The sequence below is a fragment of the Nocardiopsis chromatogenes YIM 90109 genome, from assembly GCF_000341185.1.
In the GTDB taxonomy this organism is placed as follows: Bacteria; Actinomycetota; Actinomycetes; order Streptosporangiales; family Streptosporangiaceae; genus Nocardiopsis_A; species Nocardiopsis_A chromatogenes.
The window spans coordinates 1-19,429 of the sequence record NZ_ANBH01000112.1 but is presented as its reverse complement, the minus strand read 5'-3'; the positions used below and the strand labels follow the sequence as shown (position 1 = coordinate 19,429).

Sequence of the window (19,429 nt, the reverse complement as noted above, 5' to 3'; positions counted from 1 at the left end):
GCGCGGTCCCTGATCACGACCGGGTGGTCCTCGCCCTCGCCGCCGATGGTGCGTCCGGTCGGGGCGGGCGCGGCGTCTTCCGCGCGTTCCGATTCGGCAGGCGCGTCGCCCGCTGAGGCGATGCGGAACCGGGCGTATGTGCCGCCTTCCTCGGCCGGGGCGGGGAAGTCCAACTCCACCGTTGTCATCCCGGAGCCTGCAGGGACGGTGGCGGTCCGCCGCTCGTCCTCCCCGAAGGAGCCGTCCCGGTCGAGGTCGACCCACCCGGCGAGCGTCGCCGGGGAGCCGGTGCGGTTGACCGCCTTGACGGGGACGGTGAGCTCCCGGTCGACGAGGCCGGTGATCGTGCCGGTGGCGTCCTCGTCGTCGGCGGCGGGGCCGGTGGTGTCGTCGCCGTCGGCGCCTGGGCCGGGAAGGCCGTCGGGTTCGGGATCGACGGTGTCCCCGAGCGTCAGCGGCGCCGTGTGCCCGTCGGGGTCCTCGTCGGTGAGGAGGTGCACCGCGCCGTCGTTCGCCAGCGTCGTCCCATAGGAGTCCGGGGCGTCGCCGAAGTCCGCGTTCGCGAAGGTCACGTCCGCGTCGCCGGGCGGGTTGATCCCGACCGCGTCACTGATCTCCCCGGGGCCGTTGGTGTAGGTGCCGACCTCGTCCGAGGTGACGTCCAGGCCGATGGTGCAGGAGACCTCTTGGGCGGACAGAACGCCGCCGGTGACGGTGACGGTGCTGCCGCCGCCTTCCGCTTCGACGTCGGCCGTGCAGGTGGTGTCCAGATCCGGGTCGTCGGCGATGCGCAGGCCGTCGGGGAGTGTGTCGGTGAAGGACCAGCCGTCCTTGGCCGCCAGCTCGGAGGTGTTCGTGACGGTGAGGGTGAGCCGGGACGTCTCCCCGACGATGCGCACCCGCGGGTCGAAGGACTTGTCGAGCTGCGGTGTCACATCCAGGATGGCGATGTTGTCGTAGGCGCCGTCGTTGCCGAACCGCTGGCCCTGGTCGTTCCGGAGCACGATGTCGAAGGCGCCGCCGCGCAGCAGGTACGACCCGTCGGCGGGGAAGCTGCCTGCGCGGAAGCCGGTCTGGCCGGGGATGTCGATGCCCCGCGGATCGGCGCACACGTCGATGGCCGAGTCCGACATGGGGCGCTCGGTTCCCCGTGAGTCGATCAGCGAGAAGCGCAGCCTCGGCGGGGTCCATATGTCGGCGTGCTGGCAGTTCATCGCGGCGGCGTCCACGGAGAAGGTGACGAACCTGCTCTCGACCGGCAGCGTGACGGGGGCGGCCGTGCGGAACTGCACGGCCCCGGCCGGGCCGTCGCCCTCGGTGAAGGAGGCGACGGCGGCGTTGGCGTCGGGGTCCTCGGCGCCGCGGAGGGTCCCGAGTGCCGTGGTCAGCCTCTGGAGGTTGTTGAAGGCGCCGTCGGCTTGGCCGGCCGCGGTGCAGTCGTCGGTCTGCCGCTCGCTGGTCGCGTCCACGATGAAGCCGTTGCAGTCGGGGCGGCTCACCCAGTACGGGTCGGCGGTGTAGGTCTGGCCCGTCGCGCCGGTGTAGTTCTGGAGGCTGGTGTTCGTGCCGTCACCGGCCTGCTCGAAGTCCTCTTGGAAGAGGACCGGCGGGTCGCTGGGCACCCCGGGGTGGCCGGGCTCGGCCGCGGCGGCCTGCGGGAGGAGGGGGACGGCGGCGACCGCGCCCACGGCCGTCGCCGCGACGGCCGCCGTCCAGCGGCGTGTTCGGTCGCGGCGGGGTGAGCGGTCGGGTCGGTCCCCAGGCTGCGTCATCGAGTGTCCCCTCATGGCCGGGAAGTCCACTCTGATCACAATAAGTAATGGTCTGCGTTCGGGGAGTGTGGCGCGCCGAGGTCATTTGCCCAGGTCGCAGCGGGGAGCGAGGCAGTGGATGAGTGCGCCGCTCGTGAGGACCGACGGGCGGGCGTGCTGGTCGACCCGGAGGCTCGCCGCCTTAGGGGAGCCCGGGGCGTCGTCCTTGTGAAGAAGGAAGGTGGAGTCCCACGAGGAGCATTGTGCGTCGGCGCAGGCGTAGTACAGGAGCCGATCGCCGTCCCGGCCGACGCCGACCACGTGGGGGCGGCCGGAGGTGTCGACGGCGACCGAGGGGGCGGGGCGGTCGCCTCCGAACCTCGGGACGCCCGGCCGCCATGGGCCGTCGAGTTCGCGGGTCTCGCTTGAGTCGCAGTGGGACCCGCGGCACACCAGTAGGTGCAGGGCGCTGCTGTCCGGGGTGAGGTGGGCGATCGCGACCGAGCCGTCGGGGGCGAGGGCCAGGCCGGGTTCCACCACGTCTGGCAATCGGCTCACCGATGGCGTCTCGCAGTCGAAGGTGGAGCAGGTGAGGAGGGCGGCGGGCGTCTCGTTCGAGTGGTGGACGGTCGGCTCGGACGGTCCGTGGAGGAGGGCGGCGTATCCGCCATCGGGTCCGGGGGCCAGGCGCAGGCCGGTGAGCGGTAGGGCCCGGGGTGCTGACGCAGGGAGGTCGATCGCCCATGGGCCGTCGCAGTCGTCGTCCGAGCACCGGTAGACGGCGAGACCGCCGGCGTCGGACTCCCGGTCGGAGTCGGTGAGGACGGCCCCGATGAGGAGGTGGTCGCCGTCGGCGGCGATCGCCCAGGAGTGGAGGAAGGCGTCTTCGGGCACTGTGTCGATCTGGCGTTCGCGCGCTTGGCCGTCCGGGCAGTCGGCTTCGCAGGCGTAGAGGAGTAGGGCGTCGGGGCCGTCCCTCCAACGGTCCTGGGTGAGGGATGCGAAGCCCGTTCCGCCGGGCACCGGTTCGAGGTCGTCCGGGGCCAGGTCGTCCGTTGCGGCGGCGGGGTCGATGGCCAGCCGAGGGACGTGGGCGAGTTCCCTGGCGTAGAACCGGGCGCCGAAGAGTGGAAGGGCGACGATGGCGACGAGCACGACGGCGAGGAGGACGGTCTGTTTGGGGCGCCGCCCTGGAGGGGCGGGGGCGTCCTGCACTGCTGTGCGGGTGTCGCCGCAGAGGGAGTACACGACAGGTGCGCAGGCGGTCAGGAGGGCCGCCGGGGCGACGAATACGAGGGCGAGCCCTTCCGCCGCGACCCGGAGCACCGCCTTCATCGGGCCATCGGTGAGCACGTAGGCGGCTTCGGCTGCGAAGTGGGGGAGGAGCATGAGGCCGACCGCCATGCCGAGGCAGGCGATGTGGCGCACCCGTTCTCCTTCCCCCACTCCCCAGGAGCGCTCAACGGCTTCGCGGCCGTACAGGTCCTCGAGGAGGGCGACGGGCAGGAGGACGGCCCACTGGGCCAGGACGGCCGGGAGGACGAACAGGGACGCCGTCACGATCAGCAGACGGACCGGCCCGGCATAGTCGACGGGAGGCGCCAGCCCCAGGAGGATCATCGGTGCCTCGACGCCGAAGACGACCATGCCGAATCCGAGAACGGCGAGGAACCACCATCCGAGCAGCAGGAACGGGTGCTTGAGGAGTCGGGTCAGGGCGGCTCGGAACGGGGTGGGCCGCCCCAGGAGGCGTCCGGCGACCATGAGGGTGACCAGGCCGTAGGCCACGGGGAGGCCGATGGTGCCGAGGACGGACGTGGCTCCCTGGCGGACCAGCTCCTCCGAGGCGGGAAGGGGCACCAGGCCGCCGTCGATCCACCGGGCGCCGGAGAGCAGACTCGCCCGGACGAGGGTCGCGACGAGCCAGCCGAGGAGCAGCGGGACCGAGGCGATCCCGAGCAGGAGCGCCGGGCGGCGCAGGTATTCGCCGAGGAGCAGGGCCAGCGCCCCGCGGAGTGTGCAGGGCAAGGACTGCGGGGGATGGGCCATCGCGCGGACTCCCTGGGGCGGCGGTCGTCGAGGGTCCGACGGACGCCGCCGGAAAGCGGTTGCACGGTGTCCGAACGCAGCTGTCGCCGGGCCCGCTCCGTTCCTCTCCTCACCCCATGAAGGACTCGGGACCGAAACGGCCCCAGGCCACGAAGCCCGCCACCGCGAGGTAGACGAGGTTGCCCGCGATGTTCACCGGCTCGCGGCGGCGCGCGTGCACGAAGATCGCGCCGATCATCACCAGGACGATGCCGACGGCGGCCAGGGGGACGAATACGGTCCCGATGCCCACCAGAGGGGGCAGGATCAGGCCGATGGCGGCGAGGACTTCGAGCCCGCCGATGGTCCGAACGGCGCCGGGGCTCCAGTCCTTGACCCACCCGGCGAACTTGAACGCGGCGATCTTGTCTTTGGGAACGACGACCTTGGCGGCCCCACCGACCCCGAAGACGAGAGCCAGGAAGACAGCGGCGATCCACAACGCGAGGTCCATAGCGCCTCCTCTGGTATCGGGTCCTGTTCATCCCAGGACCCGTCACCAAGAGGACGAACGACGCCGGACATGTGTGACGCGGCGAGGCGGGCGCGCGGAGGGCCGGGTCAGTCGGGCTGGCGGTCTTCCCTCGTTGGAGTTGAAGGGGAGGGAGGCGTGGATGCGGTTCGGGACGCCGACCCTACGGGTGGGGGAGAGGCGTGGTGCCGATCGTTCAGGCTGCGGTCGGCCATGCGCAGCTTCTCGGCGACGTCACGACTGTGCTGAGCGCTGGTCGCGGCCTCGGTGGGCCCGTCGGCTGTGTCGGTCTCCGCGGGGAGGGTGTCCGGAGACTCCGGCGGAGCCGCACGGTGCTCGGCCGCTCGCGAGCGGTCCAATGACTGGGAGACGTATTCCCGCTGCTCAGGCTGCCTGGCCGCGGCGGAGTGGGGTGGTGGGGGAGTGGCGGTCGCCAGGTGCTCCCGGTGGCGCCGTTCGGCTTCATCGACGAGGGAGGGGAGTTCCTCGGGGGCTCCGTTGACGCGGAGGCCGTCGTCTCTGAGGTAGGCGACCTTCTCCTGGAAGTCCCGGATCTCGTCCTGTGTGGGAGGCCGGTTCCGCTCGTCAACGAGCGTTTCACGGGCGGCGAGCGGGTTGGTCCTGTTTCCGTCCTCTCCCCAGTGGTTCTCGTGCAGGACCCGGCCGTTGCGGTCGAGAATGTAGATGGAGTCGACGCTGGACGAGCGCTCCAGGTGGTCCGCGACATTGGGGATGTTCTCGTAGAACTCGTCATGGGATTCCGGGGGCATCCACCGACCGTAGCCTTCGCGGTCGCGCTGTTTCTGGTAGCGGTGAAGGATTCCTAGGTGGCTATTCGATATATGAGTTGCGATGAAAGCGACGCTGACGTTATAGCCGTGCTGCTTGAAGCCGTCCACCCATGAGTCGGCCCACTCGGCGCGTCCGAGCGGGTGACTGGCGATCACGTCATATTGCTTGTCTCCGGCTCTCAGATGGTCGAGGCAGTTGGAGTGGAAATCATCGGGCAGCTCCGACGACGCGATAGCGTGTCCGTGCTGGCGTTCACGTTCTGTGATGAGGTCAAAGTCTGGATGGTAAGTGGCATTGTCGTCGCCGTCGTACGATGCCGTGTATGGCGGCATGGACGCCATGGCGAGGTCTTGGGAGATAGTTTTTCCTGCGCCAGGCTGCCCGCCCAATATAAGGAACCTGGGTGGGTGCCCCGTCTGGCGGTCTGCGGGATCGCTAGGGGGTGTTAGGTCTCGGAGGCGCAGTCTCAGGGCATTCTCGAACCTGGGGTCGTGGTTCTGCGCGAGGCTCATTCGCCGTCCAGTTGCCGGTGGGAATTGATCTCACGCTTGAGGTCAGAGTTGATCTTGGGGTACTTCTTTGCGATGTCGATCCATCCCTCGCGCCCGATAAAAGGGATCTGCTTCTTCGTGTCTATGTGATGAAGAAGCTCGCGCTCCAGCTCGGCGCGACGCTCTTCGGTGACATCGCTGTAAAAGAGGGCGTGAGTCATGGTGAAGGCGTGTGTTACCATTGACTTCGCGTCTTCGAGAAGTTGGTAATCTGGGAGGTCTGTGAGCGGCCGCCCCGATATGTCGACGGCTTCGTCGTCGGACGGGGTTTCCTGGTCGTTCGGGTGATCGGTGCTCATGGTCGTCCTCTCTGTATGGATCTCGTTCGTATCGCCGGTCAACGGACCTTCCACTCGACATCTCCGTCCTCGCTGATGTCCGCGCTTCCGCCGACGGAGAAGTCCATGGTCTCGGTCTTCGGCTCGTAGTACTCCCTCTGGAAGGTCGCTGTGACTTCGACCTTCCCCTCGGAGACGGTCTCTACGCTGATCGGTGACGAGTATGCGACGTCGTCACCCGCCGGTTTCACCTGCACCTTAGGGCGCTTGAGGATGGTCCACTCGACTGTGTCGATCTGCTTGAAGACGCCGCCCTGGGTGAATCTGAACGGGCACGGGGACGGGAGCGGGTCGGTGCTCGCCTCGCATTCGTCCAGGTAGGAGTCGATCTGGGACTCGACCTGGTCGACGACATCCGGGCGTACCTCCAAGTCATCCAGCTCGAACGTCGCCGTGCCCCTACCCTGGGCCACGGAACTTTGGGTGGTCACTTCGAGTTCTCCGACGACGCCCTGCCCGAACAGTTCGTTCTCCTCCTCAATGGATATGTCGTAGGTCCCCGGAAGGGCGCGCAAAGGTTCAGGGGCGGCGAGGGAGAGGTGGGAGGAGGCGGCCGGAATTCCGGAACGGGAAGCGACCTTCACGAAAGGGATGTGCTGACTGACGATCTTGATTTCTCCAATGTGTTCTGGGCGGGGCGCCCCGATCTCCCACCCCCTCAACATTCCGGTCTTCTCCCGTTGGACAAGGAACCGGGTGGAGTGCTCGGTGCCGTTGACCGTGTATTCCACGTACACGGCCCCTACGTCACGCTCGGGGCGGCGGTCCGGGTCCTCGGTTGCAAGGTAATTTAGACCCTCTTCTGGGTTGCCGTATTCGGATTTCGTGATCCGCATGCCCGTCGGCGGGGTGTATCCCTCTTCCAAGGCGGCCGAGGTGATCAGGGACGACTCCACACCGAGGAGTTCCGCCGCCCGGTCGCCGTCCCGGGCGGCGATCGCTTCCAACAGCTCCTCGACCGGTTGTTCAGGGGAGTAGACGGTCTCCTGGGTCGTGCGCAGTCCTGCGGTCACTCCTGTGCTCACCAGCACCAGGCCGACAAGGATGATCAGCCCGCGCCAGCGCCTCCGCCTCTTGCGGCCGGTGGTGGTCTGCGGTGCGGACGGCTGTGTGGTTGACTCAGCCCCTGCCGTGTCCTGCCGGGCTGCGTCAGGGACCGCGAGAGGGGCACCGCACTTCGTGCAGAACCGTGACGACTCCCGGGCCGCCGGGGTCGAGCACTGCGGGCACCTCCGACTCGCCGACGCCCCGGTCACGGTGCCCCCATCCCGCCGCCGCTCACCCGCCGGTACTCGGGGATCAGCCCCGCCGGACGGGTCTCCACGTGCAGCGGCGGCTCGGACCTCCACCACAGCCAGGCGTTGTGCGGCGGCATCTGCTGGATCGCCTCCACCGGCAGGACCGGCCGGAACGCCCCGCCCACCGAGAACTGGCCGCCCGCATCGCCCGGCGGGCCGAGAGGGGCCGACCGGTCGGGGACCGGGGCGGGGAAGGGGGTGCCCGAGGCGTAGTAGGTCACCTCGGGGGCCCGGTACTCACCGCTCCACGACGAGACGTTCCTCAGGTCGGCGTCGTTGGACATCCCCCCGTAGATGATCTTCGCCGAGGTCGCCGTCAGGATCGCCTGCTGCTCGTCCGCTCCGTAGCGTGCCCTGAGCTGGGCCAGGGACTGGGCCGCCCACAGGGTGATGATGCCTCGGCCGCCTCCCTCGGACACCAGCGTCGGCAGGCTCTGCAGCGGTGCGATGTTGGCGACCTCGTCCAGGGCCAGCAGCAGAGGGCTCTGCAGGCGGCCGCCCTGGGCGGCCGCCACCTCGGCGGCTCGTTGCGCGATCGCATCGACCAGCCCCACGATCATCGGGGCGACGACGCTCTGGTAGTGGCTCGGCCCGACGATGAACAGGGTCGAGGACGTGGCGAGGAACTCGTCGATGTCGAGATCGTTGGCCGAACAGGACTGGAGCACCTTGGGCTCGGCCGTCGCCTCAAGGCAGTTCCGCGCGACGGAGTAGAAGCTCCCGCGCTCCTTCTCCCCGATGAGGGCGACCGCTTCGAGGTCGTCGGCCCAGCCGTCGGCCGTGGTGCTTCCGGCATGGGTGCGGATGAGCTGGGCGGGTCGCCGTACCTCCTGCCGGGCCAGCCAGCGGCGTACCTCCTCCATGGGGGCGCCGGACAGGGCCGCGGCGTGGAAGAGCCCGCGCAGGATCATGGCCGCGCCCGCGCGCCAGTGCTCCCCGTCGCTCATTCCGCGTCCGGCGACCGCCGTCATGGCCTGCACGCGGCGGTAGCACACGCCCGGGTCGTGGCACCCGGCGAGCGGGCTCCACCGCAGTGAGCCGTGGCGCTCGCTGTCGAAGGGGTCGTAGACATAGACCCGCCCCCCGTGGTCGGAGGCCACGCGGCGGCGCCAGTCCCCGCAGAAATCGAGGATGTCCCCGCGGGTGGAGGTCGACACCACCGGCCCCGACCAGTACAGCAGGGCCGGAAGGATCACCCCGCTCGTCTTGCCGTAGCGGGGAGGGCCGACCAGGCCGACGGAGTCCGAGGGATGCGACCACACGCGCTTGTAGCCGTCATCGGGGTCGAGCCCCAGGTAGACGCGGGTCTCGGGGCGGAGTCGGACCGGCGGCGTCGGGGGGAGTTCGGTGGTCGTCACGGGGGTGCCTTCCGGTCAGTCCTTGGCGGGTCCCACGCGCGTGCTCGCCGCACGCTTCACGGGGCGGACGGGCGTGGGGAACGGGGCGAGGGGGTAGTCCCGGCCCGGCTCCTCCAGGCGCTCCAGGCGGAGCTCCGTCGGTGGGTGCGTGGCGAGGACGGCGGCCTCCCATCCGGTACGCGCGCCGTCGAAGTCGCGCAGGTGGCCGAGCGCCCGGTGGAGGCCCTCGCCGTACCCGGCGGCCTTGGCGGCCGCGTCGGCCCGGTACTCGCACCTTCGCCAGTCGGCGGCCTGCATGGGCATCACGATGCGGCGCACCGTCACGGTGACGCTCCACAGGAGGATCGCGGTCAGCAGCCGTGCGGGCCCCCAGCGGACGGCCCGTTCGACCGCTGAGGCGAATCCATAGGCGATGTAGAGCGGGAGCGCGATGCCCTTTCCCCACGCCATCGCCACGGCGTCCCCGTTCCGCCAGTGGGCGAGCTCATGGGCGAGCACCCCGGAGACCGCCTCCTCGTCGTACCGCAGGTGGTCGAGAAGGCCGCGGTTGACGATGATGTGCCTGATCCCTGCGTAGGCGTTGGGCTCCCGGCTGTCATCGATGAGGAGGACGGGGGCGGCGGGCGCCCCCAGGCGGGCGGAGGCCTCCTGGAGGAGGGGGAGGAGCCACTGGCTCTCACGGCGGCTGGGGCGCCGGGCCCCGGAGAGCTCCAGGCGCCAGCGTTCCGTGAGCCCTGAATAGGCGGTGTAGGAGACGGCGGCGAAGAGTGCCGTCACGATCTGCCCTGCGGCCACCGCCCAGGGCCATGCGGGATCGCCCTCGTAGAGGAGCTGGTAGAAGCCGATGAACACCGCGATCGCCATGGTCAGCCCGCCGCTCACGGCGCCGAGCATCGCACCGATGATGCCTCCGATCTGAAAGGCCGCCGTGGGGAGGAGGTCGGCGGCGTCGATCGGCAGGGGAAGGACGAACGTGAGGACCACGTCGATGCGCGAGAGCAGGCCGGCTCCGGTCATGGTTCCCGACCCGATGCCGCCGATACCTCCGAGGATCGCGCCGAACCCTGCCATGAGCAGGATGAACGGGACGTTGAACCAGGCGGAGAAGAGGGCGGTGAGGTTGCCTCGTACGTTGCGCGCCGACGCGCGGCGCATGGCACCGAGGACGGTCGTCGCGCGCCCCGTTCCCGGGAAGGGCAGGCGCACCTGCGCGGCGCGCTGGGACACCGACGGCGCAGGGGATGTGCATCGGGGGCAGGCGGGGGGAGCGGCGGCGGAGCCTGTCGGCTCCAAGCGGGTGCCGCACTGGTCGCAGAACATGTCGGGGGTCCTCGTCCTGGTGACCGAAGCGGGTCATGGGGAACGGCGGGGACGTCCCTCATCCGTGAAGGTAGGCATCCGCCTCTTCACGGGTGGGGACGGGGATGGCGATGGTCTCGGGGGAGTGGCGCACCCCGTTGCAGCGGGACAGCTCTGAGGAGGCGCGCTCTTGGAAGAGGGGGAGACGGCGTTCCGACCAGTCGAGGGCGTCCCGCGCGGCGGCGCCGTCGGTCGGCGCGCGGTAGGCGAGCAGCCAGGCACTGCGCAGGTCGAGGAGGTCCTGCACCAGTGCCGGGTGGCGGTACCAACAGGGAAAGAGGAGCGCGGCCGCGCCGGAGTAGTGCGAAAGGACGTCGCGCAGCCAGGATGAGAGGTCGTCGAGCACCTGGCGGGCTTGTTCAGGCCGCAGATCGAACCAGCTGACCACACAGGCGCCATCGGCCGGGACGGGAAGCGGCCGGTCGGGCCCGTCGAGGATCCGGTCCGCCAATCGGTCGACCTGGTCGCGCACTTCCTCCAATGCCGAGACGCGTTCTCTCAATCCGCCGAGCTCTCCGGTGATACGGGAGAGATCATCGTTGGGCATGCGCCAAGCGTGGCCAGGGAGTGGGAGGGGCGTCAATGGTGCGGCCACAGGTGGACGGGGCCTGTGGCCGGGGGTCATTCGTGGGGGTCGAAGTTCTCGGTGGTGTGGGGCTCGAAGTCGGGGGACCGCCTCGTGGGGGCGTCGGGGTCCTCCTCCGGGGGTGGGAAGCCGAACCTCTCGTAGTCGCCGATCAGCAGCGAATAGACCACATCGGCCAGCGTGCACGCCAGTGGTGGGCCCTGGTCGTTGTGGCGGGGCCAGAAGACCAGCGGCCAGCGGTCCGGGTCCTCGCCCTCGGCCAGCCAGCCGAGGTGGTCGCCGTGGGCGGTGTCGGCGAACGGCAGCAGGCCGCCCGGCTCCGGCCAGACCGGGAGGGGGAACTCGTCCTCGTCGTCCTCGCGCAGGAGGCGGTAGCCGTCGCGGGCCCGCGCGGACGTCTCCGGCATGCCGTACCTGCCCGAGCGCCCGGGAGGCGGGAAGCGCAGCCACCCGGCCCACATCCCGGCGCCGTAGCGTTCGAGCAGTTCCGTGTAGTCGTTCGGGAGGCGGGTGCCCATCTCCTTGAAGACGGCCTCCCAGCCGTTCTCTCCGAGATAGGGGGAGGCGGGCGGGGGCACCAGGTCCGTGAGCGTCGTCAACGCGGGATCGGTCATGGCCGTGATTATCGCGGACCCGCCGGATCCCACAACCCTTCCGCCTCACCGCGCGCCACGTGGTCGGCGTAGACGCCGACCTTCCAGGCGATCACCGACCGGCACTCCTCCAGGGCCCGGATCTGCGCCTCGACCCTGCGCTGGTGGGCGTTGAGCAGTTCGAGGCGCTCGGCCTCGTTCCCCGGCCCCCGGCGGACCAGTCCGGTGAAGCGCTTGAGGTCGGCCAGCGGCATCCCGGATTCGCGCAGCCTGACGCAGATCCGCAGCCACTCGACATCGGCCTCGGCGTACCGCCGCCTGCCTCCCGCCGTGCGTTCGACCGGCCCGACCAGCAGGCCCTCGCGCTCGTAGAAGCGCAGCGCGTGCACGCTCAGTCCGGTCCGGCGGGCCGTCTCGCCGATGGTCAGTGGGGCGGCGGGGGAGCGGTGGTCGGGCATGCGGGGATCCTACGGCTTGATCTAGAGCGCGCTCTAGTTCCTAGGGTCCTCGCCATGACCGAACACCAGCGGCCCCTCGGCTCGCCCTTCTCCGCGTCCTCCACCGCCGACGATGTCCTCTCCGGCCTCGACCTCACCGGCACCACGGCCGTCGTCACCGGGGGCTCCTCCGGGCTCGGCCTGGCGACCGCCCGTGCACTGGCGGCGGCCGGAGCCCGCGTGACGGTCCCGGCCCGGCGCCCCGAGGCCGCCCGCGCCGCCCTGCCGGGCCTGGACTCCTGCGACGTCGTCCCCATGGACCTGACCGACCTCGGGAGCGTGCGCGCCGCCGCCGAGCGGATCCGCGCGGCCGTGGACACGGTCGACCTCCTGATGGCCGTCGCCGGTGTGATGGCCATCCCGGAGCGGCGCGTCGGCCCCGGCTGGGAGGGCCAGATGGCCGCCAACCACTTCGGGCACTTCGCCTTGGCCTGCGAGCTCTACCCGCTGCTCGCCGCCGCCGGTGGCGCGCGCGTCGTCGTCAACAGCTCGGCCGGGCACACCCTGACCGGTATCCGATGGCACGACCCGCACTTCCGCACCGGGTATGACAAGTGGCTCGCCTACGGACAGTCCAAGACCGCCAACGCCCTGTTCGCCGTCCACCTCGACGCCGTGGGGCGGGGCGACGGTGTCCGGGCCTTCGCCCTGCACCCCGGTAAGATCATCACCGGGCTCCAGCGGGAGATGACCCGCGACGAGCAGATCGAACGCGGCTGGATCGACGGGCAGGGGAACGTCATCGGCGCCGACTTCAAGACGCCGTCCCAGGGCGCCGCCACGGGGCTTTGGGCGGCGACGTCGCCGCTCCTCCAGGGGCGCGGGGGCCTGTACCTGGAGGACTGCGACGTCGCCCGCGTCTCGGGGCCCGAAGAACCCATGGACGACGGCGGCGTCCGGGACTACGCCGTCGCCCCCGAGGCGGCGTCCCGTCTCTGGGAGCTGTCGGTCGCGGCCACCGGGGCCGGGCCCCTCAGGTGATCAGCCGAACTCGGGGCGGCGCCTCTCCGTGAAGGCGGCGACGCCCTCGGCGAAGTCGGCGCTCGCGTAGCCCTGGTCGTACAGCCTGCGCACCTCGTCGTCCTCGTCGTCGGCGCCGTCCTGGATCCGGTTCACGATGGCCTTCACGGCGCGGACCGTCACCTGCGAGCGCTCGGCGATGGTCCGCGCCAGCTCGGCGACGCGGGCGTCGAGGTCGTCGGCGACCTCGTTCACCAGGCCGATGCGCAGTGCCTGGTCGGCGTCGAGCTGCTCCCCGGTGAACAGGATCTGCTTCGCCCAGGCCGGTCCCACCAGGTCCGCGAGCCGCTTGGTGGGCCGGTGGGTGTAGACCACGCCCAGCTTGGCCGGGGTGATCGCCATCCGCGCGTCCCGGGCGGCGATGCGCATGTCGCAGGCCACCGCCAGCTCGCACCCGCCGCCGATGCAGAACCCGCGCACCGCGGCGATCGTCGGTTTGGGGAACGATGCGACGGCCGACTCGGCGGCGTCGGTGAGCGCGTTGAAGCGGCGGCCGTCGGCCGGGCTCCGGAGTGCGGCCAGTTCGCCGATGTCGGCCCCGGCGGAGAAGTGCGCGCCGCCGCGCAGCACCAGCACCCTGACGGCGTCGTCGTCGGCCGCCTTGCCCAGCAGCTCCGGGATCGCCGACCACATCCCGACGGTCATGGCGTTGCGCTTGGCGGGCCGGTCGAACACCAGGGAGGCCACCGGCCCGTCGACGTCGAGGCGCACGTGATCACTCATCGGAAGGCTTTCATGATCGCGGACAGATCCCCGCCAGTATCTCGCCGTCGTGCCCACGGCTGGCGAACGGGGCGCTTCGTCATCCCGGTTCAGGGGAAGTGCGCTCGTGCAGCCCTTGGAGCCTGGTGCGCACTGATTCAGTGAAGGGATGGTCGTCGCCCAGGGCATGTTCGGCATCCGCGGCCAGACCGGTGAACTCCTCGATGGCCCGCTCCTGGTCGTCGGCCGCTTCGTACGCGGTCGCGAGCCGGGCGCGGATTTCGAGGTGCCGCGCGTCATCGCTGGGGAGCGCCGCCCGCGCATCCGCGCGCGCTCGCCGCAGCTCGGGGATCGCCTCGTCGGCGCTACCTGCATTGAGTAGCGCTGTCCCCAAGCCGTGACGTGCGTCGATCCGTTCCCATGCGTCCGCCTCGGGGTCGCTGTCCAGGTCCTGCACCACGAACCGGTACATGTCCACGGCGTCGCCGGGCAGGTCCGAGCCCGAGCAGGCGTCTGCGAACGTCCACATGAACGTCCGGACGTCGGTGGCGTCGGCGACGCCTGATGACAGCTCCCCATTGTGATCGATGAAGGTGTCCAGGAGCTCCACGGCACGTTGCGCCTGCCGGGCTTGGAGGCAGACACGGGCGAGGTGGAACCGGACCCAGGGCAGGTCGGGCGAATCGCGCTCGGAAGTCTCCTCATAGGCGGCGAGGGCCTGTTCCAGAACAGCGACAGCGGCGTCGGAATCGCCGTTCGCGGCGCGGTGCATTCCGAGGAGGTACAGCCCGGCGGCGATACGAGGAGAGGCCGCGCCGGAGCGCCTGTTCTGCTCGGCGACCCGCTCCATTTCTCGGATGCCGGGATCCTCTCGTCCGGCGGAAAGGTACGCGAACCCCAGCATGCTCCGGGCCGTCACCGCTCTGGCGTCGGTAGCGCCCAAGATCCGTTCGCTGTCCGTGGCGCACCGCTCGAACACCGGAAGCGCCGCGTCGTGCTCCTCTGCTTCCCGGAGGGACTCGGCCAGGTGCATGCGCACCGCGAGCGTGGTCATCTCATCTGGTGCGGCGCCGCGCTCCGACTCCTCCAGGAGTGCCCGGTAGGCCGAGATGGCGGTGGACAGGTGGCCGGCCTTCTCGGCGGCCTTCGCCTGGTCCAGGCGTTCCAGAAGAGGGGGAGCGGAGGCTTCGGCGGAGGGTGCGCCGCGTTCGGCGGACAGCGTTCTGGCGATAGCCCGGGTCAGGCCGTGTTCGGAACCGAACACACGCTCCGCGTCGCGGAGGCACTCGGCGAGCAGTGTGAGTCCTCGTTCCCGGTTTCCGGCGCTCAGGTGTGCCATGGCAAGGTTCTGGCGGACGGTGACGGTGTCGGCATCGTCTGCGCCGCGGAGGGCGCGGATCTCGGGAACGGAGCGTTCGAGCGTGTCCCGCGCCTCTTCATGCCGTTCGCAGGCAAGCAGGATACGGCCGAGCTGTGCACGCACGATCGCCGTTCTGGGGTCGTGAGGGATCAGCCGCTCTGCGTCGGAGAGGGACCTGGAGAGGAATTCCGCCGCATGCTGTACCTCACCGAGCATTTCGTGACAGATGGCGCGGGTACGCCGCGCCTCGAACAGCCACTCCTCGTCGGCTTCAGCGCGCCTCTCCGGATCATCCAGCACTTCGGCCAAGACGGCGACGGCTTCGCGATGTTCGGTGACGGACATGTGCTCATTGGCCAGCCGCAGGCGCATGTCGAGCCGTTCGGCGATGGGCGGCTGTTCGGATGACCGCTCAGCGCCGGCCAGTGCGCGGCGATAGTAGGCGATGGCGTGTTGGCTGTGGCCGACGTTCGCGTGGAGGGCCGCGAGGGCGGTATAGGTGGCGACTGTGCGTTCGTCGCCCTGCCCCCATGTCCTCTCCTCGGAGAGGAGGTTCATCTCCAACAGGTCGATCGCCCGCTGAGGGGCCCCGCAGTAGGCCGAGGCGGTGGCCAGCAGTCGACGTCCGGCATGGAGAAGCGGGGAGTCCGCGTCCAGGGCATCTTCGGCCTCTGGGATCGCCTGTTCCAGCAGGTGGGCGTTCTGGGAGTGCCGCCCTGCGCGCTCGTTGCACATGGCCAATTCCAGGCGGGCCTCGAGAAGCCTTTCGACCCCGGGGCCGCCGTCGGCTTCGCCTTCGTCGAGGAACCGCTGCAGCAGGGGGACCGCACGCTCGGTCAGCCCCGAGTCGATGTACGCCGACGCCAGCGCGTGTGCCGAATCGAGGATGCCGGGCACGTCTCCCGGGAAGCCTTCGGCCACCTCGAGCTCCTGCTGCAGCAGGGCGACGGCTCGGTCGTGTCCGTCTGTCCGCCGGTAGAGCGATGCCAGCGATCTGCGGGTGGCTCGGGTCGACTCCGACGCCGCCCCCACAGCGCGTTCTCCGCTCTCCAAAGCCTGCTCGTAGAGCTGGATCGCACGTTCCGGGCGGCCGCACTCGTTATGGGCCGTGCCCAAAGCTTTTAGGGAATCGATCGTGTCGGGATGGTCGGGGCCGATGCGTCTCTGGGCGGCTTCGGCGGTCCGCTCGAAGCACCTCAAAGCCGCTTCGGGGCGCCGGAGGCGCAAGTAGCCGAAGCCAAGGTCGAAGAGAATCGTCTGTGTTCCGCGGTGGTCAGGGCCGAAGAGCCGCTCGGAGTCGGCAGCCGCCCGTTCCAGCATTTCCACACCCTGCTCGGTCTGACCTGCCAGGATAAGGGCAGAAGCGAGACTCTTCCGCGATTGCAGGACATGGGATTCGATCGAGTAGGCCTGATTACCCTCGTCACCGAGTAATGGCTGGCCGGGCGCGGTTCCGAGAAGACGTTCTCTCGGGCCGCTGCCCTTCGAATCTGGCTTTTCCGGGCCAGAGGGAGAAGATTGCTCCAGGGCCGCTTCCCAGGAGCTCAGCACCCGTTCACGCAGATGAACTGCCTTCTCCGGTTCTTCGCGGGCTAGATAGGCGGTGGACAGGCCATTCCATACAGAGCCGAACAGCATCACAGTCCGCATTGCGTTCCCCGGCGGGCCTTCTACATGCTCCCGGTCGTGGAGAACCCCCTCGTACAGTTCGACCGCCCGATCGATGTCGCCTGCGTCCAGGCAGGCCGCGGCCAGCCCCTCGCGCTCGTAGATGGCGACGGGTGAGTCACGTCCATGGAGGCGCTCGGCCACGGCGACGGCACGTGAGGAGTACGCGACCGCTGGAGCTCCGAGTCTTTGGGAACGCAGGAATTCTGAGGAAGTCTCCCAGACACGCATGGAGGACTCGGAATCCAGGTCAGAGGGACAGGCGGCCGCGAGGGCGGCAACGTGCGGCAGCAATGTGCGTGCCTGCGGCCATTCAGGGATGTTGAACGTGGGGTTGATCGGCATCGCGGCTTTGATGAGTACGGCGGCCCGCTCCCTGGAGAAGGCCACCGACTCCGGAGAGCGATGGGGATCGGCCGGGTCGGGGATTCGGGATATGGCCTGCACGAGCCTATGCACCGAAATCGTGTCCCGGTCCAGAGAGATCATACTGTAGGTGCGAAGCGTTCCCAGGGCCTTATGCAGCGCGACAGGCGTGTCAGCCAATCTCATCGGCAGAGAGGGAGACGCCGAGCCGCTAGGGTCTTCATGCATCCGATCGCGGAGGCCCTCAGGAATGTCTTCCCGTCGGTATCCGGACAGCATGTCGTGAGCCAATCGCACGTGCGGAGGTTTGGGCGCGTGGTGATCAGCGTCCGACTTGTGTAGCACGTCGAGCACGCTGCGTGGAATACCGTGTGGGGCGAACCAGGCAAGGATTCGGAGCAGTTCGACGCTGAGCGGGCTCGACTGCGCGATCCGGTCGAGGGTGACGCGCCAGGTTCGGGCGACCGTCCGCCCTTCAGACCCGCCTCCTGACTCCGTGCCCAGGAGGTCGGACGGGTACTGCCTGAGCAGTCGGAGGTATTCGTCGTAGGAGATGCAGGTCTCGGCGATGAACGCAGCGGCCTGCTGCAGCGCGAGTGGAAGGAATCCCAGTTCTTCGGCGAGTTCCCGTGCGCGAGCCCCTTGCCCGGGGTCGGTGCCTTCGGTGAGAACGGTGAGCAGTTCTACCGCCGCGTCCTCATCCAGCGCCCCCAGTTCAATAGGCGCGGCACCGGGCCAGCCGGAGGTGTAGCGGCTGGTGATGAGCACGTGGCCGGCGTCCTGAATGGGGCCCAGCACGGGGGAGAGTTCGGACGGTGCGGCGGCATTGTCCAGCACCAGCAGCCATCCGGGGTTGGCCCTCAGCCACGCTATCGAACTGGCGGCGGCCTGCTCGTCGGGATCGTCGGTTCCGGACACGCCGGGAAGCGCGCGGGCCAGCGCCGCAAGGCCCCGGGCCACCGAGCCCGGGGTGTCGGCATCGATCCACCACACGAGCCGGTGGTCGTCGGCGTGGGCGTGGGCGTACTCCAGGGCCAAGGCGGTCTTTCCGATCCCTCCCAACCCCTGGAGGGCCTGCGTGACGACGCCTGTGCCATCGCGCATCCGTTCGGCCAGGGCGGAAAGCTCCGCCTCCCGTCCGACGAACACCCGTGTGGCGGGTGCGGGCAGATTGGTCGGCAGAAGGGCGCCACCGGCCCCGCTGTTTCCGCCCTCGGTGGCCGAGCCCGGTGGCGGAGGCAGGTCTCGCAGGTCGGGCGCGGTGCCCACGGCGGTGAGGAAGCCGGGATCCTCGGCCAGTGGGGCGGTCGGGACGGCGACGAGCTGGTCGGCGGAGTAGGCCGAGGTGCGGTCGGTGGTGACGACACCGACCAGGAACTCACCGCAGAACAGGCCCGTACCTGATGCCCCGGACCACCGCGACCCCGAACCCGGTGGGACCGGTGCGCTCGGTGCAGCGCTGCCGTCCACGTGCACGGTGATCAGTCCAGACTTCACCCCGGTGAACCGCTCGATATGTCCGCTGATGTCCTTGGTGTCCCGGACGTCTCCCTTCCTTTCCGAGGTCGGGAACCCGATGGCGCGGCAGGGGCGCCGCTCACCGCCGGTGATCCGCCCCCAGAGCACGGTTCCAGCGGCGGGGGGAACCCAGGACGGGGCGTCGATGCGAAGGAGGGCCACGTCCGACGCGGGGTCGGCGTCGATGTCCGGTGCCTCGGGCGGCCATACCACCTGGGCGGGTGACCAGGCACCGCCGCCGAGGGGGCGGACTTCGGGCGGTTCGAGGGGGCGGAGCCCGGGGGGTGCGACCGTGTGCCAGGAGGTGAGGACGGCCGTTTCGGTGACGAGATAGCCTGTGCCGAAGTTTCCGGGGGACCAGACTTCGACGACCCGGTGTGGATCCATGTCAGGTTGATCTCCGGGGCGCTAAAGGGGACGGCGTTCGATGCCTTCAGAGATGCGTGCGTCCGAACCCGACCCGTCCACAGGGTGCAAGGTGCACGAGATCCGGCTCGTAGTGCCGCTCGCCGCCGATCCCCCGGCCTCTACGCTCCATGGAAGCACCGTGAGCTTGACCTTCCCCGACGCGTCGCGGTCGACGTTCACGGCGAGTTCGATCTCCACCGGGCCGGACGTGAACCGGAGTTCCTCGCCTTCGCCTTCGCGCATGGCCTGCTGGAGCTGTGAGCGGATTCCGCTGATCGCCTCGGCCAGACCTACCCACGGTTCGTCGGGCATTCAACGCCTCCTGAGAAGTGAGCACCTTCTGGAAATGCTAAGGGAGAGAGGGCGGCTGCGCCACGTGATTGCTCCGATCGCGTGAATTGCGATTCGACCGTGCTGGATGGGAGATTTCTGCCTCCCTCTTGCTGAGGCCTCAACGGGGGTGGTCCACGGCCGCGGCCTCCTCCTGCAGGGCGTGTACGAGGGTCCGCACGTGGGGCAGGTCGCGGTGGGCCAGCGCGGCGGCGCCGAAGTGGCGGGCGGGCGCGGGGTCCGCGATCGGGACCGTGCACAGGCCCGGAATGTCCGGGGCGAGCGCGATGGAGGGCACCAGCGAGATCCCCATGCCCGCGGCCACCAGCGACCGCGCGAAGAAGTAGTCGGTGGTCGATCCGCGGATCTCCGGC

The 19,429-nt window shown here is 69.7% G+C and carries 16 protein-coding genes; 1 reads left to right on the top strand and 15 read right to left on the bottom strand.

Annotated elements, in window-relative coordinates; translation table 11 throughout:
- The 11 genes from D476_RS35600 to D476_RS0111140 form a co-directional block, all read right to left on the bottom strand.
- Nucleotides 1–1,772: DUF7933 domain-containing protein (locus D476_RS35600; protein ID WP_239648675.1), on the bottom strand; the 1,772-nt coding region annotated here is incomplete at its 3' end.
- 81 nt (nt 1,773–1,853) lie between these two features.
- Nucleotides 1,854–3,800: a hypothetical protein gene (locus tag D476_RS0111185; protein ID WP_017624039.1), complete on the bottom strand. Its 1,947-nt coding sequence runs from the start codon at nt 3,798–3,800 to the stop codon at nt 1,854–1,856.
- Between the two features lie 109 nt (nt 3,801–3,909).
- The gene (locus D476_RS0111180) at nt 3,910–4,293 is read right to left on the bottom strand and encodes a DoxX family protein (protein WP_017624038.1); all 384 of its coding nucleotides are present in this window, start codon (nt 4,291–4,293) and stop codon (nt 3,910–3,912) included.
- Nucleotides 4,294–4,400: 107 nt separating this feature from the next.
- The gene (locus D476_RS36255) at nt 4,401–5,615 is read right to left on the bottom strand and encodes a zeta toxin family protein (RefSeq protein ID WP_083939485.1); all 1,215 of its coding nucleotides are present in this window, start codon (nt 5,613–5,615) and stop codon (nt 4,401–4,403) included.
- Nucleotides 5,612–5,953, bottom strand: coding sequence for a hypothetical protein (locus D476_RS38940; protein ID WP_239648674.1), 342 nt, complete (start codon nt 5,951–5,953; stop codon nt 5,612–5,614). The genes D476_RS36255 and D476_RS38940 overlap by 4 nt, the downstream gene beginning before the upstream one ends.
- A gap of 38 nt (nt 5,954–5,991) precedes the next feature.
- Complete coding sequence (locus D476_RS0111165; protein WP_152529314.1) at nt 5,992–7,023, bottom strand: hypothetical protein; 1,032 nt, start codon at nt 7,021–7,023, stop codon at nt 5,992–5,994.
- Nucleotides 7,024–7,244: 221 nt separating this feature from the next.
- Nucleotides 7,245–8,648, bottom strand: a complete 1,404-nt coding sequence (locus tag D476_RS0111160) for a type IV secretory system conjugative DNA transfer family protein (RefSeq protein WP_017624034.1) — start codon at nt 8,646–8,648, stop codon at nt 7,245–7,247.
- A gap of 15 nt (nt 8,649–8,663) precedes the next feature.
- Complete coding sequence (locus D476_RS0111155; RefSeq protein WP_017624033.1) at nt 8,664–9,875, bottom strand: M48 family metalloprotease; 1,212 nt, start codon at nt 9,873–9,875, stop codon at nt 8,664–8,666.
- 151 nt (nt 9,876–10,026) lie between these two features.
- Nucleotides 10,027–10,554 (bottom strand): hypothetical protein, encoded by a 528-nt coding sequence (locus D476_RS32950; protein WP_152529313.1) that lies wholly within the window; start codon nt 10,552–10,554, stop codon nt 10,027–10,029.
- Between the two features lie 74 nt (nt 10,555–10,628).
- On the bottom strand, nt 10,629–11,207 hold the full coding sequence (locus D476_RS32945; protein ID WP_051061697.1) for an SMI1/KNR4 family protein: 579 nt from the start codon (nt 11,205–11,207) through the stop codon (nt 10,629–10,631).
- Nucleotides 11,208–11,215: 8 nt separating this feature from the next.
- The gene (locus tag D476_RS0111140; protein WP_017624030.1) at nt 11,216–11,644 is read right to left on the bottom strand and encodes a MerR family transcriptional regulator; all 429 of its coding nucleotides are present in this window, start codon (nt 11,642–11,644) and stop codon (nt 11,216–11,218) included.
- A 54-nt stretch (nt 11,645–11,698) separates the two neighbouring features.
- Here D476_RS0111140 and D476_RS0111135 point away from each other — a divergent pair, with 54 nt between their 5' ends.
- Nucleotides 11,699–12,664: an oxidoreductase gene (locus tag D476_RS0111135; RefSeq protein ID WP_017624029.1), complete on the top strand. Its 966-nt coding sequence runs from the start codon at nt 11,699–11,701 to the stop codon at nt 12,662–12,664.
- Here D476_RS0111135 and D476_RS0111130 read toward each other — a convergent pair whose 3' ends face one another.
- The 4 genes from D476_RS0111130 to D476_RS32935 form a co-directional block, all read right to left on the bottom strand.
- A complete protein-coding gene (locus tag D476_RS0111130) occupies nt 12,665–13,426 on the bottom strand; it encodes an enoyl-CoA hydratase/isomerase family protein (protein WP_026123416.1) in 762 nt (253 codons plus the stop codon).
- Between the two features lie 79 nt (nt 13,427–13,505).
- Nucleotides 13,506–18,704 (bottom strand): tetratricopeptide repeat protein, encoded by a 5,199-nt coding sequence (locus tag D476_RS35595; protein ID WP_017624027.1) that lies wholly within the window; start codon nt 18,702–18,704, stop codon nt 13,506–13,508.
- A gap of 21 nt (nt 18,705–18,725) precedes the next feature.
- Complete coding sequence (locus D476_RS0111120; protein WP_017624026.1) at nt 18,726–19,037, bottom strand: trypco2 family protein; 312 nt, start codon at nt 19,035–19,037, stop codon at nt 18,726–18,728.
- A gap of 139 nt (nt 19,038–19,176) precedes the next feature.
- Nucleotides 19,177–19,429 (bottom strand): LysR family transcriptional regulator substrate-binding protein (locus D476_RS32935; RefSeq protein WP_017624025.1); only part of this gene is annotated, 253 nt, incomplete at its 5' end.